Genomic DNA, 15,364 nt, shown 5'->3' on the forward strand with positions numbered 1-15,364 from the left:
GTCGCTATGCCGCTCTTCCAGGCCGCACTCTCGCGAAGAGCGGATCGCCGTCCGCGAGAGCCCTGGCGTCCTGGACAGCTGCCCGGATCAGAACCCTGCGGCCAGGCCGTCGCGCCGGGTGTCGCTCGCGGCAACATAACCGCGCTCGGGGTCGTTGCGGTCGAGCTTCCAGATGTACTGCCCGGAACCGAAATCCATATACGGATCCTCAATCGACTTGATCGTATGACCGAGCTCCTGGAGCGCGCGCACGGTGTCCCGATCGAGCGTCGCCTCGACGTCGACTGTGAAGTCCCGATTGACCTTCCAGCGCGGCGCGTCACACGCGGCCTGCGGCTGCTGACCGTAGTCGAGCATCCGCACGATCGATTGCAGATGCCCTTGCGGCTGCATGTCGCCACCCATCACGCCGAAGCTCATCACCGCTTCCTGGCGGCCGTCCACCTGCTGGGTCAGAAACGCAGGGATGATCGTATGGAACGGCCGCTTGCCACCTTCCACCACGTTCGCCGATTTCGGATCCATCGAGAAACCGTAGCCACGGTTCTGCAGCGAAATGCCGGCGTCCGGCACGACGATGCCCGAGCCGAAGCCCATGTAGTTCGACTGGATGAAGCTGACCATCATGCCGCGCTCGTCGGCCACCGACATATAGATGGTGCCGCCCGCCTTCGGCATGCCGAAATCGAACTGCGTGGCGCGCTTCGGATCGATCAGTTTGGCGCGCGACTTCAGGTACGCGTCGTCAAGCATCTGCTCGGGCGTGACCTCCATCGAACGCGGATCGGCAACGTAGCGGTAGACGTCGGCGAACGCCAGCTTCATAGCTTCGATCTGTAGGTGCTGCGATTCGATGCCGTCGACCGGCAACGCACCCATGTCGAACTGTTCGAGAATACCCAGTGCGATCAACGCGGCGATGCCCTGCCCGTTCGGCGGAATCTCGTGCACCGTATGACCGCGATAGTCCTTGCTGATCGGTTCGACCCAGTCGGCGCGGTAATTGCGCAGGTCGTCTATCGTGAGCGCGCCGCCGCCTTGACGCGAGAACGCGGCAATCTGCTCGGCGATCTCGCCTTCGTAGTACGCGCGCGGACCCTGCTCGGCCAGCTTGCGCAGCGTTTTCGCGTGGCCCGGAAAGCGCACCAGTTCACTCACTTCCGGCGCGCGGCCGCGCGGCATGAAGGTGTCGGCAAAGCCCGGCTGATCTTTCAACTCGGGCACGGCCGCCGCCCACTTGTACGCGACGACGCTCGCCACCGCGTGCCCGCGCTCGGCGATCTCGATGGCCGGCTCCATCAGGTCCGCAAACGGCAGCGACCCGAACTTCTGATGCAGCGCCTCCCAGCCGGCGATCACACCCGGCACCGTCACCGCATCCCAGCCGCGTTTGGGCTGCTTCGCGAGACCGTTTTCCTCACCGTACTTACGCTTGAAGTAATCGACACTCCATGCGGCGGGCGACACGCCCGACGCGTTCAGCCCATGCAGCTTCGCGCCGTCCCACACCAGCGCGAACGCGTCGCTGCCGAGACCGCACGAGACCGGCTCGACCACCGTGATGGCGGCCGCCGCCGCGATAGCCGCATCGACGGCGTTACCGCCTTTCCACAACATCCGCAGGCCGGCTTGCGCCGCAAGCGGATGGGACGTCGAAACAATGTTGCGCGCGAAGACGGGCAAACGGGGGGTGGGATACGGGTTTTGCCAATTGAAACGTGTCATTGCGAACTCAAACGAAAGTGATGAGGGAGCCGCCGCCCAGCGAAGCGGTCATGGAATCCGGTTAAGACTCGCGCGGATCGAGCGCATCGCGCAGACCGTCGCCGAGCAGGTTGAAACCGAGCACAGCCAGAAAGATCGCGATGCCCGGGAAAATCGACATCCACGGCGCCTGACTGACGAAGTCCTTCGCGGTGTTGAGCATTGAACCCCACGACGGCGCCGGCGGCAGTTGGCCGAGCCCGAGGAACGACAGGCTCGCTTCGGCGATGATCGCGGTCGCGATCGTCAGGCTTGCCTGCACGATGATCGGCGGCAGCACGTTCGGCAGAATGTATCGCATGATGATCCGTGCATGGCCGAGACCGATTGCGCGCGCGCCTTCGACGTATTCCTCGGCTTTCACGGCGATCGCCTGGCCGCGCGTCAAGCGGACGAAGCGCGGCATCGCGGAGATGCCGATCGCGGCCATCGCGTTGGTCAGGCTTGGTCCGAGAAACGCGGCGAGCGCGATAGCGAGAATCAGGAATGGAATCGACAACAACGCATCGGCGATTCGCGAGATCACGCCGTCGACGAGCTTGCCGAAGTAACCGGCCAGCAAACCGAGTGGCACGCCGATCAAGACCGCAATGCCAACCGATACGACACCAGCGAGCAGCGACGCGCGCGCGCCCCACAGCAGACGGCTCAACACGTCGCGGCCAAGTTCGTCGGTGCCGAACCAATGCGCGGCCGAAGGCGCCTGACGCACGGTCATGAAGCTCGCCTGCACCGGGTCGTAATGTGACAGCCAGGGTGCGAAAAGCGCCATCAGGACGATGAGCAGCACGAGCGCCGCGCCAAGAACGGCAGCGCGATTGCGCATGAATTTCGCGATTCCGCGGCGCTTGCGGCGCGGCAAGACGGTCGCCTGCGATGCGGCGCGCGCGTGAGCGGGGGTTGTGGGAGTAGCCATCAGCCGCGCCTAAGTCGGGGATTGAGGAGGACGTACAGAACGTCGGCGCACAGGTTCACGACGATAAAGCACAATGCGGTGACGAGCACGACGCCCTGCACGACCGCGTAGTCGCGATTGAACACGGCATCGACGATAAGCTTGCCGAAGCCGGGGATCGTGAAAACCTGCTCGGTCAGCACCGCGCCCGCCAGCAGTTCGCCGAACAGCAGCGCGAGCACGGTGACGATCGGAATCAGCGCGTTGCGAAGAGCGTGCTTGACGACCACGGTGCCGCGCAGCAGCCCTTTGGCGCGCGCGGTCCGAATATAGTCGGTGCGCAGCACGCTCAGCATCGCGCTGCGCGTGTGGCGCATCAACTGCGCGCCGAGCGACGCGCCGAGCACCAGCGCGGGCATCAGCATCGTCTTGATGCTCAGCCAGAAGTCCTCGGTCGGCGACACGTAGCCGGACGACGGCAGCAGATGCCAGCGCACCGATACGATGAAGATCATCATGATCCCGAGCCAGAAGTTCGGGATCGACATGCCAGACAGCGCGAAAATGTTCGCGCCGTAATCGAGCGCTCCACCGCGGCTTGCAGCGGAAATGACGCCGGCCGGAATACCGATACCGATCGCGAAGATCATCGCCATCGCCGCGAGTTGCAGCGTGACCGGCAACTTCTGCGCGATCAGCGAAGTGACCGGCACGTCGGTTCGCAGCGACGCGCCGAGATCGCCGTGCACGACGTCGCGAACCCATAGAACGTATTGCGTCGGCACCGGCTCGTCGAGATGGTACTTGACGCGCAGCGACGCGATCAGCTGTGGATCCTGATCTTCCCCGGCCATCGCCGTCACCGGATCGCCGGGCAGCAGCTTCTGCAGGCCGAAGATCAGCATCGACACGAGAATCAGCGTTGGAATGGCGACCAGCATGCGATTGGCGATGATCCGCAGCATGATCGGTCAGCCTTTGATGCTAACGCCGCGCAGGCGGATCAGGCCGTCCGGATAGGGCGTGAAGCCTTGCACCTTCTTCGACAGCTCGAACGGCCAGGGCTGGCTATAGACATAGACGATCGGATCGTCCTCGGCGAGCAGCTTCGACGCCGCGTCGTAATCCGTTTTGCGGTCCGCCGCGGTCAGTTTCACGCGCGCGGCGTCGAGATACCGGTCGACGTCAGGGTTGCAGTAATGCGCGTAATTGAGGTTGCCGGCGCACGTATTGAACTGATGCAGGTTGCCGTCGGGGTCGACGCGGCCCGACCAGCCGAGGTACATCGCCTCGAAGTCGCCGCTATGGGCGGCATTGAGCTCCGTCGCGTAGTCGGTCGGCCGCAGCTTCAGGTTGAAGCCGGCTTCGCCGACCATCGCCTGCATCATCTGCACGATCTGGCTCGACACCGTGTTGTTCGGATAAGTGAACTCGATGTCGACATGCTCGTGGCCCGCCGCTTTCAGTAGCGCCTTCGCTTTCGCGACGTCGCGATGCGGCATTGGCAGCGACGCGTTGTAGTACGGGCTCGACTTCGGGATCGCCTGATTCGCCGGCGTGAAGATGCCGGCCCCGATCACCTGGTTGATCGCATCACGGTCGATCGCGAGGTCGAACGCCTGCCGCACCCGCTTGTCTTTCAACAGCGCGTTGCTGCGCTTGCCGTTACCGATATTGAACGTCACGTAGTAATAGCCGAACCCGCTGACCGGCGCGAACTTGCCGCTTGCGTCGCTCTTGACCGACGCGACATCGGACGGCGCAAGGCGTTCGAGCATGTCGAGCGAACCCGAGCGCAGATTGGCGAGCCGCACTGTGCTGTCCGGAATGGGCAGGAAGATCACGCGCTGGACCGGGTATTTATCGGCGTCCCAGTAGCCGGGGAATTTTTCGAGCACGACTCGATCGTTCTGCACGCGCTGGACGAACTTGTACGGGCCCGAACACACCGGATGCGCGGCAACGCCGGCCGGATCGGCCAGCGTCTTCGGCGCGAGCATCATGCCGGCGCGGTCGGTCAGCGTCGCGAGCAGGGCCGCGTCCGGCTGTTTCAACGCGATCGCGACCGTGTAGTCGTCGATTACATCGACGTGATCGACCGACGCCAGTTCGCTCTTCCGGTTGCTCGTCGGCAGCGTGCGGTCGCGGTCCAGGTTCGCCTTGACGGCGGCCGCGTTGAACGGCTCGTCATCCTGGAACTTGACTCCTTGACGCAGCTTGAACGTCAGCGTCTTGCCGTCGGCGCTCGTCGTCCACGACGTCGCCAGCATCGGCACGATCTTCAGGTCCGGCGTGATATCCACCAGCGAGTTGCACAGCGACGCAAACACGATCCGGTCGACGAGCTGCACACTGCGCGCGGGGTCGAGCGAACCGATGTCGTCCTGCAGGCCGATCCGGATCGTCTGGCTGGTCTGGGCCATCGCGGCAGTGGCGCCGAGCGCGAGCGCCGCGGCAATCAACATTCTTCGCATGAGGACTTCCCTTTCTCTTCTAATTCAAAAAATGGTGCGCTAAACGGCATCGGTGCGTCGGCAACTTGATGCTTCACTCGATCTTCATCTCGGCCAGTGGCTCAATCGCCGCCGGCGGCGGCCAGCGTTGCCTGACGGTCGCGGTAGATCGCGAGCCGCTCGGCCAATTTCGGGCTGACGCTCGTGAGCAGCGGCGCGCCGCCGCCGGTGTTCTGGATCTCGCGCCAGAAATGGCACGCCACCTGCCGTCCGTCTTCGAGCCGCTCGCTGACCGGCCGCACTTGCGCGCAGTGCGGCTTCGCGTGCGGACAGCGCGTATGAAAACGGCAACCGGACGGCGGCGCAGTCGGACTCGGCAGATCACCAGACAACGCTGGCTTCGCGCGCCGCTCGTGCGGGCTGCTCGCCGGAATCGCGCGCAGCAGCGCTTGCGTGTACGGATGCAGCGGCGCGTCGAACAGGGCATCGACATCGGCTAGCTCGACAATCTCGCCCAGATACATCACGGCGACCCGATCGCTCATATGGCGGATCACCGCGAGGTCATGCGCAACCATGATCAGCGTGAGGCCGAGATTCTGTTTCAGTGTTTCGAGCAGATTGATCACCTGCGCCTGCACCGAGACGTCGAGCGCCGACACCGGCTCATCGCCGACGATCAGCTTCGGCTCGCCGGCCAAAGCGCGGGCAATGCCGATCCGTTGTCGCTGGCCGCCCGAGAATTCGTGCGGGTAACGGTCCGCGTAGGCCGGTTGCAGGCCAACCGTGCGCAGCAGTTGCGCGACGCGCTCGCGGTGCTCGACGCCGTTGCGCGCGAGCCCGTGCAGCGCGATCGGCTCGCCGACGATCTGACCGATCGTCATGCCCGGATTCAGCGAGGCGAACGGATCCTGAAAGATGATCTGCATTTCGCGACGCAGCCGCCGCAGCGGCGCGCCTTGCTGGTGTGTGATGTCCACGCCTTGATAGAACACGCGGCCGTCTGTCGAGTCGATCAGACGGAGCAGGAGTCGGCCCAGCGTGGACTTGCCACAGCCGGATTCGCCGACGATCGCGAACGTCTCGCCGGCGTTGACCGCGAACGACACGTCGTTGACCGCATAGACAGTGGGCGTGCGCGTGAAGAGATGCCGCGCACCGCCAAAATGCTTCGTCAGTGCGCGCGCCTCGATGATCGGCGACGGCGAACTCGAGGCCGGGTCCGCATGCGGCGTTGCTGGAGTCAACCTCGTCATGCGAATTCCTTGCGTGATAGCGGCGCGGCGACCTGTTCGACCGGCGCTAGCCAGCAGGCGACGCCATGCACACCGTCGATCACCTTGTCGGGCGGCGCGGCGTCGATGCAGCGTTGCTCCGCGAACGGACAGCGCGGCGCGAAGCGGCAGCCATGCGGCATCATCTCGGGCGACGGCACGGAACCGCGGATCGTCGCGAGCGCGCCTTCACGCTTGCCGACCGACGGAATCGCGCCCATTAGTCCGATCGTGTAGGGATGTTGCGGGTCGTCGAACAGATCGGCGACGGTGCCGTATTCGACGATGCACCCCGCGTACATCACCGCGACATGGTCGGCGACTTCCGCGACGACGCCGAGGTCATGCGTGATCAACACCATCGCGGTGCCGGTCTCGGCTTGCAGATTCTTCACGAGTGACAGCACCTGCGCCTGGATCGTCACGTCCAGCGCGGTGGTCGGCTCGTCGGCGATCAACAGGCGCGGGCGATTCGCGAGCGCCATCGCGATCATCACGCGTTGGCGCATGCCGCCGGAAAGCTGATGCGGGTACGCGTCCAGCCTCGTTTCCGGCGCCGGGATCCGCACGAGCCGCAACATCTCGAGCGCTTGCGCGCGCGCCTGGCCGCGCTCGACATGGCGATGCCGCCGGATGCTTTCGCCGATCTGCTCGCCGACGGTGAACGCCGGGTTCAGCGACGTCATCGGCTCCTGGAAGATCATCGACAGCCGGTTGCCGCGAATATCGGCCAGTTCGCGCTCGGACAGTGAGAACAGGTCCCGGCCTTCGAAGTGCGCGGTGCCGCCGACGCGGTGCGCAGGCGGGCTTGCGAGCAGACCCATCAGCGCGAGCGACGTCACACTCTTGCCGCAGCCCGATTCACCGACGATGCAAAGCGTCTCGCCAGGGCCGACTGAAAACGACACGTCGTGCACGAGGTTCGGCACCTCGGCCGCGCGCGAGAACTTCAACGAGAAGCCGCGGACCTCCAGGACCGGTCGACGGTCGGCATCGGGCATGCTTGAAAGCTCCATATCGGACTAATGGTCCTGTTCAATGCGTCGTTCCGGGACGATTATCTGGTGCGCTTTACGTTGGAAAATATTAATATTTCTTGGTCACACTTAAATTTTTCTTGTGGATGGGCAATGCCAACGCTGCGCATGTTGAGAACCTTCCGGGCCGTCGCACGAACCGGATCATTCGCCGCCGCGGCCGAGAGCGTCGCGCTGACGCAGGCGGCGGTGAGCTTGCAGATGCGCGCGCTCGAGCAGGCACTCGGCCGCCAGCTGTTCGATCGCAGCGGGCGGCAGATCGCATTGAACCGGCACGGGCAAGAGATCTGGCCGAAAGTCGAGCAGATTTTCGATCTGCTGACCGAGCTCGAGGGAACGCCGACGGATTCGATGGTCGGACCTGTGACGATCGGCGCCGTGGTATCGGTGATCGGCGCGCTGTCGCTGGTCGTCGCGCGGCTGAAGGCCGCCCATCCGCAACTGGATGTGCGGCTGCTATCGTCGCGCTCCGACGAACTGGCCAAGATGGTGGAGGCGGGAGAGGTCGATATCGCGGCGATCGTTGCGCGTGCCGACATCACGCTGCCCGACACGCTGAAGTGGACGACGCTCTACACGGAGCCGCTGATGCTGATAGCCAGCCGCAAAATCACCGATACCGATCCGCAGCGCATCCTGCTCAGCCACCCCTTTCTGCGCTTCGACCGTCGGGTGCGCACCGGGCGCGTCGTGGAGCATGCCTTGCAGGCGGCAGGCCTCGCGGTCAACGAGTACCTCGAACTCAATTCGATCGAGACGATCGTGGCGCTGGTGCGCGAAAATATCGGCGTCACGGTGCTGCCACTTTTGCACCGGGGCAACTGGCACAACGATCCGTCGCTACGCGTGCTGTCGATTTCGAATTCACCGGTATTGCGCACGGTCGGCATGATCCATCGCGCGTCGTATGACAGACGCGCCATCACGCAGGCGATTATCGATACGCTGCACGGCAGTTAGGCGGCCCAGCTGTACGCGTGGGGTTGGCTGGCGAGAAGAGAAGAAAGGTGATCGGGAGGCCGGTTAACTGAACCGTTTACCGGTGTGCAATCTGAGCGCGCTCGTCGACCACACCGGCAGGCAGGTCCCCGACGCGCGCTCACAGCGATGACGCGACAATTCCGCGCGACTGCACGCCGCGCATGCCTTTCTCAGGCGTCACGAAACCTCACGACTTATCCGACGGCCGCGGAGTCAGCATCAGCGCCAGCACCGCGACCCCAATCACCAGCAACACGCCGCCATACACGGTGTCGTTGCGGGTGTCGAACAGAACGCCGTGAATGACCATCGCCATGCCGGCGAGCGCGACGAACACCGCGATGGCCGCGAACACGATCCGACGTTCGGCGCGAATCATGGCGCTCTCCCGCAAGATGGTTGGTGCCCTAAGACGCACAGGAACAACGGAAGACTTCCAACCTCGCACTATTTTCTTTCTATCGACGACAAATCGCGCAGGAAGTCGAGCCGAAACCTCAATCTATCGTAGGCGGCGATCGGCCAATAGTAAATACGGATACCGCCTGGCTTCCCTCATATCCAAGGCGGCGGTCTGAGCGCAGCGCAGGCTCTCTTCGGATTGAATGTGTACTCAGGGATGCAGACGATCGACTGCTAAGGTGGCTCATAATTACACGCCACGAGCCGGCGCTGATTGAACGCCTAAAACTTGGGATGACATTCGAAATTCATGGACGACCCATGCTCCGTCAGCACTTGCACGCCGCTGACGGTTTCCGTCGTCACGCTCGCTTGCATGCCGCGACGCTCGCAGTAATCGCGCGCCTGGTTCATGGCCTGTTCGTGCGCGCGCGCCCACGCCATGCGTCCACCGGTAGCGCTTGCCGCGACTGTATAGGTGTTGGGCTTGCTGGTGGCCACCACGTCGCTGGACGTGGCGCATCCCATCAGACTCGCGCACGCGGCGATGGCCACGACAAGGGCGCGCGCGCGTCCCGACAGCGGGTATCGCTCGTTGAGCGCGCCGAATGCCGCCGCCCGCCCGGGCGTGCGGTCCGAGACTGAGTTGAACATGTGTCACCTGCACTTCATTACGGATTAGTCGATATCGAATTATCCGTAATCGCGCGCAAGAGATCAGCCTCGCCATCTGAAAACACTGTTGCTTGCGCCTAAACAATCGCACACAGCGAGTCCACTCGGCTCTAACACGACATCAATTCGACCGCCCGCCACGCGTTTTATTGACGCAGGTCCGTCGCACGCGCCAACGGTTGGCCGCGTTATTTCTCGCCGTCCATCCAACGCGAACGGTGTCGGCACATTCGTTGCTGTCGGTTCCCGTGTGAGCGCGCTCGGCACCTTTCCGCAGGCCCTGACCCATCTAACGCTGATCAACGCGGCCGGTCAGCTCGATCGCAACCTCGATAAGGTCCACACTCCGTGGACCTGAGCGCGGCGCGCCGCGCAAAAAACTTCCGCAATCGCACCTCAGCGTCTAGTCTGTAACCACACCATTCCAACCAGACCGGACATGAACCGGAGGAGACAGTCGATGGATCTCGAAGCACGCACCATGAAACGCGTAACGGTTCGGCTCGTGCCGTTCCTGATGCTCTGCTATTTCATAGCCTATCTCGACCGCGTCAACGTCGGCTTTGCTGCGTTGCAAATGAACAAGGCGCTCGGCTTTTCCGCGAGCGCTTTCGGTTTCGGCGCTGGGATCTTCTTCATCGCCTACTTTTTCTTCGAGGTGCCGTCCAATCTGCTGCTGGAGAAATTCGGTGCGCGCCGCTGGATCGCGCGAATCATGTTCACATGGGGCATTCTCGCGGGCGCGATGGCGTATATCCCAGATATTGCGCGTTACACGGGGTTTTCGGCCGCGCACGTGTTTTACGGCCTGCGCATTTTGCTGGGCGTGGCGGAAGCCGGCTTCTTTCCCGGCATTATCTTCCTGCTCACCTTGTGGTTCCCCGCCGCGTATCGCGGCCGCGTGGTCGGCTACTTCATGGCGGCCATTCCGCTGTCCACGGTGATCGGCGGGCCGATTTCCGGCGCCTTGCTGTCGATGGACGGCTTCGCCGGACTGGCCGGCTGGCAATGGGTCTATCTGATCGAGGCGGCGCCCGCGCTGGTGCTCGCGTTCGCGGTGCTCTACTACCTGACCGACAAGCCCGCCGACGCGAGCTGGCTCGCCGCAGACGAACGCAACTGGCTGGTCGCGCGCCAGAAACAGGAGCGCGATCATCGCGAAGCCGTGCATGCTTTCAGCGTGAAAGAAGCGCTCTTCAATCCGCGCGTGCTCGCGGTCGCACTGATCTATTTCGGTGCGAACGCAACCAACTACGGGCTGAGTTTCTTCCTGCCGCAGATCGTCAAATCGTTCGGCCTCACCAACCTGCAGACAGGCTTCGTGACGTCGCTGCCGTACATCGTCGGCGTAATCAGCATGGTGTTCTGGGGACGGCATTCGGACCGCAAGCTCGAACGCAAACGGCACGTGGCGTTCGCACTGCTGGTGGCGGCCGGCGGCATCGCCGCGGCTGCCGGGCTCGACAATCCGGTGCAGAAGATGATCGCGCTGTCGATCGCCGGGTTCGGCATCTTCGGCTGCCTGCCGGTGATCTGGACCCTGCCGGCGGCATTCCTGTCGGGTGCGGCGGCGGCCGGCGGCATCGCCGCGGTCAACTCGCTTGGCAATCTGGCGGGCTTTTTCGGACCCTACGCGATGGGCTGGATCAAGGACAGCACCGGCGGCTTCGGCGCGGGTCTGTTGTGTCTGTCGGGCGCGGGACTCGTCGGGGTAGCGGCCGTTCTGCTGCTGCATCACGACGCTTCGCTCGAAGCGTCGTCCGGTTTTTCGAATCCTGACATCGCGGACGGCGCGAAGGCGGCGCGGTCCTAGGCGCGTTTATTTCCGCCGCGGCTGGTACGAAACGGGCCACGCCGTGAAAGGCGCGGCCCGTTCCACATCAAGGCGCGCCGCGGCCGCTCGCCGACGTTGCCGGCAGCGCGTTGGCCGGACTGCCGGCATCGGGCGGCACCACGTCGTCCGGCGTGGGTGTCGGCGCCAAGGCCGGCTCGCCACCCCCGCGCGCTTCACCATCCACCGCCCCGCTCGCGGCCACCGGCGCCGAGCCCGGCGTAGGAAGCAGCGGCGGTTGCGGCAACGCACGCGGCTGCGCGGCCGCAGCGGACGCCGACGGCTCCACAGGCGCCGTCGGCGGCGCATGACGTGTCGTACTGCGCGGCGCAACCCGCGCCTCCGGCTTGGCCGGCGACGCCGCGAACAGATTCTGGAACCACTCGCGCAATCTGCCCGAGCGCTCGGCAAACCAGCCCGGCTTCTCGTCGGTCGCGAACTTGACGCGCGTATCGACCAGCCTCGAGCGCTGCGCGCGCTGGAAGAAATCGCCGACGATCGGCAGCGCGCTGTGTGCCCCTTGCCCCCAATAATCGCTGCGCAAGGTCACGCGGCTGTCGTTGAAGCCCACCCACGCGCCCGCCACGAGTTGCGGATGAATCAGGATGAACCAGCCGTCCGCATTGCCTTGCGTCGTCCCCGTCTTGCCCGCGACATCGCCGCGCACGCCAAAGCGGCTGCGAATGCTCGACCCCGTGCCGCGGTTCACCACATCGCGCATGACGTCGATGAGCACGCGGTCGGCGTCGGCGGAGAGCTCCTGTTTGGGCGGCACCGGCGCGAATTCGGCCAGCACCTCGCCCTTGCGGTTCTCGATGCGCGTCACCATCACCGGTTCCACGTAGCCGCCGAGATTGGCGATCGTGCCGTAGGCCGAGACCATCTCCTTCAGCGTGACGGGGCTCGTGCCGAGCGCGAGCGACGGCACCGGGTCCAGTTCGCTGTCGCGCACGCCCATGGCGCGGGCGAGACGCGCAACCTTGTTCGGCCCGACCGTCTCCATCAACTGCGCGGTAATCCGGTTGCGCGAATACGCGAGGCCGTCGCGCACGCTGATCTTGCGCTCGCTCGGCTCGTCCTCGTCGCTCGGACGCCAGACTTCGCCGCCCGCCAGCGGGATTTCCACCGGCTGGTCGACGAACGTGTCGGTGGGCTTGGCACCCGCCTCGAAGGCCGCCGCGTAGACGAACGGCTTGAAGGTCGAACCGGGCTGGCGCCGCGCCTGCTGGACGTGATCGAACGGATCCTGGCTGAAGTCGCGGCTGCCCACCCACGCTCTGATCTGGCCGTTGCGCGGGTCCATCGCCAGAAAGTCCGCTTGCACGCGCGTCTTGGTCTCGCAGAGCGACTTGACCAGTTCGCGGTCGGACGAGACGCGCTTGAGCGCGTCGTCGTCGCTCAGTCCCGCGTCTTTGGCGGCGCGGTAGTCGGGTGTTTCGCGCAGGAAGGTCTGCAGCAGATCGCGGCCATTCGAGCAGCCCGAACGCGTGCCCCACGCCGCGTTGGCGATCCCCTGCAACTGGTTGCCCTGCAAGGTGACGGCTTGAGTGGCCATGGTCTGCAGACGCGAGTCGATGGTGGTGCGCACCACCAGCCCGTCGGCGTACATGTTGTAGTCGTTGCGATCCGCCCATGAGGCGAGCCACTTGCGCAACTGCTGCGCGAAGTGCGGCGCGGGTCCGGGCGGCTCGGTCTGGCGCTCGAAATCGATGTGCAACGGCCGGCGGCTGAGCGTGGCATAGGCCGCCGGCGTCAGCTTGCCGTACTTGACCATCTGCCCGAGCACCGTATTGCGGCGCTGCAACGCGCGTTCCGGGTTGATCACCGGGTTGTAGTAGCTATTGCCCTTGAGCATGCCGGTGAGCGTGGCGCTTTCCAGCACGGTCAGATCGGAGGCCGATTTGTCGAAATAGGTGCGGGCCGCCATCTCGATGCCGTAGGCGTTGTAGAGGAACGGCACCGTGTTCAGGTAGGTCTCGAGAATCTCGTCCTTGGTGTAGAGCGCCTCGATCTTGAACGCCGTGATCGCTTCCTTGAGCTTGCGTGTGAGCGTCGGCGCGCGGCCGATTTCGTCGGGATAGAGATTGCGGGCCAACTGTTGCGTAATGGTCGAGCCGCCTTGGCGGTCGCCGGAAAAGGTGTGCAGCGCGGCCGAGGCCGTGCGCCGCCAGTCGAGGCCCCAATGCTGGTAGAAGCGGTGATCTTCAGTGGCGATCAGCGCATTCACCACGTTGGGCGAGATGTCCTTGAGCTTGACCCACTCGCGGTTGGAGGGCTTGAATTCCGCCAGCAGCTTGCCGTCCGCCGACAGAATCTGCGCGGGCTGCTCGACCTTGGCCTTGCGGATGTCGCCGATGCCCGGCGTGAACGGGATCAGGATCAGCACATACAGCACGAACAGCAGCGGCAGCGCCGCGCAAGCCTTCAGCACGCCGCGCCGGGTAGGATGGCGCACTTGCCACAGGGCTTGGGCGATCAGGGGGTTCGCCAGAGTCAGACCTTTTTCAAGGGTCTCCAGAAATGAGGGGATCAGGCGCTTCACGCTAGCTTCGAGTCGGCTTGGAAAGGCGCAATCCTACCAAGATGCGCGGCGGCGGCCGATTTTTGTAGCGCTAGCGCGTCGCAAGGGGCCAACCCCGCGCGGTGCGCCCGCATCAATCGAGGCCCACTATAATGTCGCCAATTCCGACAAGAGGTGCTTCATGATCATCAAACCGCGCGTGCGTGGCTTCATCTGCGTTTCCACCCATCCGACCGGCTGCGAGGCCAACGTCAAGGAACAGATCGAGTACGTCAAGGCACGCGGCCCCATCGCCAACGGCCCGAAGAAGGTGCTCGTGATCGGCGCATCCACGGGCTACGGCCTCGCCGCCCGCATCAGCGCGGCGTTCGGCTCTAACGCCGACACGCTCGGCGTGTTCTTCGAGCGCGCCGGCAGCGAGACCAAGGCAGGCACGGCCGGCTGGTACAACACCGCCGCCTTCGAGAAATTCGCCACGGAGAAAGGCCTGTACGCCACGAGCATCAACGGCGACGCCTTCTCCGACGAAGTCAAGCAGCGCACCATCGAAGTCATCAAGCGCGATCTCGGCCAGGTCGATCTGGTCGTCTACAGCCTCGCCGCGCCCAAACGCACGCATCCGAAAAGCGGCCAAGTGTTCAGCTCGACGCTCAAGCCGGTCGGCCGTGCCGTGAATCTGCGCGGCATCGACACGGACAAGGAAGTCATCAAGGAAACCGTGCTCGAACCCGCCACGCAGGACGAAATCGACCACACCGTCGCGGTAATGGGCGGCGAAGACTGGCAGATGTGGATCGACGCCCTGCTCGAAGCCGGCGTGCTCGCGGACGGCGCGAAGACCACCGCGTTCACCTACCTCGGCGAAAAGATCACCCACGACATCTACTGGAACGGCTCGATTGGCGCGGCCAAGAAAGACCTCGACCAGAAGGTGCTCGGCATTCGCGAGAAGCTGGCGGCCAAAGGCGGCGATGCGCGCGTCTCCGTGCTCAAGGCGGTCGTCACCCAGGCGAGCTCCGCGATCCCGATGATGCCGCTGTATCTGTCGCTGCTCTTCAAGGTCATGAAGGAAAAAGGCACGCATGAAGGCTGCATCGAACAGGTCTACGGCCTGTACAAGGACAGCCTGTACGGCGCGGCGCCGCATCTCGACGACGAAGGACGTCTGCGCGCGGACTACAAGGAACTCGATCCTGAAGTGCAAGACCGCGTGCAGGCGCTCTGGACTCAGGTGACCAACGACAATATCTACGAACTCACCGATTTCACCGGCTACAAGACGGATTTCCTGCGTCTGTTCGGCTTCGAAATCGCGGGCGTGGATTATGAAGCGGACGTCAATCCGGACGTGCAGATTCCGAAGCTCGTTCAGGTTTGACAGACGGCGGGGCCGACGGTGGCCCCGCTTGGTTCACGCCTGCTGGCTGGGCACGTTCCAGAGCCGTTGCTTCGAGATCGTGGAGATTCTGCCGGGCGTGGAGAACGCTTACGCGAAAAGCTGCGCGCGCGAAGCGCCGGCCGCAGCCTGCGC

The 15,364-nt window shown here is 64.2% G+C and carries 12 protein-coding genes and 1 pseudogene; 4 read left to right on the forward strand and 9 right to left on the reverse strand.

Annotation, left to right across the window (positions count from 1 at the left end):
* Positions 1 to 87: 87 nt before the first annotated feature.
* From BLW71_RS06330 to BLW71_RS06355, 6 genes are all read right to left on the reverse strand, one after another.
* Positions 88 to 1,725, reverse strand: a complete 1,638-nt coding sequence (locus BLW71_RS06330; RefSeq protein WP_091794178.1) for a gamma-glutamyltransferase family protein — start codon at positions 1,723 to 1,725, stop codon at positions 88 to 90.
* Positions 1,726 to 1,786: 61 nt separating this feature from the next.
* On the reverse strand, positions 1,787 to 2,680 hold the full coding sequence (locus BLW71_RS06335; RefSeq protein WP_091794180.1) for an ABC transporter permease: 894 nt from the start codon (positions 2,678 to 2,680) through the stop codon (positions 1,787 to 1,789).
* Positions 2,680 to 3,624, reverse strand: a complete 945-nt coding sequence (locus tag BLW71_RS06340; RefSeq protein WP_091794182.1) for an ABC transporter permease — start codon at positions 3,622 to 3,624, stop codon at positions 2,680 to 2,682. Before BLW71_RS06340 ends, BLW71_RS06335 begins: the two co-directional genes overlap by 1 nt.
* Before the next feature lie 6 nt (positions 3,625 to 3,630).
* Complete coding sequence (locus tag BLW71_RS06345; RefSeq protein WP_091794184.1) at positions 3,631 to 5,133, reverse strand: ABC transporter substrate-binding protein; 1,503 nt, start codon at positions 5,131 to 5,133, stop codon at positions 3,631 to 3,633.
* Between the two features lie 101 nt (positions 5,134 to 5,234).
* Complete coding sequence (locus BLW71_RS06350) at positions 5,235 to 6,368, reverse strand: ABC transporter ATP-binding protein (RefSeq protein WP_091794186.1); 1,134 nt, start codon at positions 6,366 to 6,368, stop codon at positions 5,235 to 5,237.
* Positions 6,365 to 7,387 (reverse strand): ABC transporter ATP-binding protein, encoded by a 1,023-nt coding sequence (locus BLW71_RS06355; protein WP_091794188.1) that lies wholly within the window; start codon positions 7,385 to 7,387, stop codon positions 6,365 to 6,367. The genes BLW71_RS06350 and BLW71_RS06355 overlap by 4 nt, the downstream gene beginning before the upstream one ends.
* Before the next feature lie 129 nt (positions 7,388 to 7,516).
* Between BLW71_RS06355 and BLW71_RS06360 the strand changes: the two genes are divergently transcribed.
* Positions 7,517 to 8,383, forward strand: a complete 867-nt coding sequence (locus BLW71_RS06360; RefSeq protein ID WP_091794190.1) for a LysR substrate-binding domain-containing protein — start codon at positions 7,517 to 7,519, stop codon at positions 8,381 to 8,383.
* Positions 8,384 to 8,591: 208 nt separating this feature from the next.
* Here the strand turns inward: BLW71_RS06360 and BLW71_RS06365 are convergent, their stop codons facing one another.
* Complete coding sequence (locus BLW71_RS06365) at positions 8,592 to 8,783, reverse strand: DUF2964 family protein (RefSeq protein WP_091794192.1); 192 nt, start codon at positions 8,781 to 8,783, stop codon at positions 8,592 to 8,594.
* A 305-nt stretch (positions 8,784 to 9,088) separates the two neighbouring features.
* Positions 9,089 to 9,460 (reverse strand): hypothetical protein, encoded by a 372-nt coding sequence (locus BLW71_RS06370; RefSeq protein WP_091794194.1) that lies wholly within the window; start codon positions 9,458 to 9,460, stop codon positions 9,089 to 9,091.
* Between the two features lie 481 nt (positions 9,461 to 9,941).
* Between BLW71_RS06370 and BLW71_RS06375 the strand changes: the two genes are divergently transcribed.
* Positions 9,942 to 11,294: an MFS transporter gene (locus BLW71_RS06375; RefSeq protein ID WP_091794196.1), complete on the forward strand. Its 1,353-nt coding sequence runs from the start codon at positions 9,942 to 9,944 to the stop codon at positions 11,292 to 11,294.
* 67 nt (positions 11,295 to 11,361) lie between these two features.
* Here BLW71_RS06375 and BLW71_RS06380 read toward each other — a convergent pair whose 3' ends face one another.
* The gene (locus BLW71_RS06380) at positions 11,362 to 13,854 is read right to left on the reverse strand and encodes a penicillin-binding protein 1A (RefSeq protein ID WP_091794198.1); all 2,493 of its coding nucleotides are present in this window, start codon (positions 13,852 to 13,854) and stop codon (positions 11,362 to 11,364) included.
* 160 nt (positions 13,855 to 14,014) lie between these two features.
* Here BLW71_RS06380 and fabV point away from each other — a divergent pair, with 160 nt between their 5' ends.
* Positions 14,015 to 15,211 carry an enoyl-ACP reductase FabV gene (fabV, locus tag BLW71_RS06385; protein WP_091794200.1) on the forward strand — a complete coding sequence of 399 codons (1,197 nt, stop codon included), beginning with the start codon at positions 14,015 to 14,017 and terminating at the stop codon, positions 15,209 to 15,211.
* A pseudogene (locus BLW71_RS42760) lies at positions 15,159 to 15,341 on the forward strand (darcynin family protein); the annotation flags it as partial. The gene fabV and the pseudogene BLW71_RS42760, both read left to right, overlap by 53 nt.
* Positions 15,342 to 15,364: the final 23 nt, after the last annotated feature.

It is taken from the genome of Burkholderia sp. WP9 (genome assembly GCF_900104795.1).
In the GTDB taxonomy this organism is placed as follows: Bacteria; Pseudomonadota; Gammaproteobacteria; order Burkholderiales; family Burkholderiaceae; genus Paraburkholderia.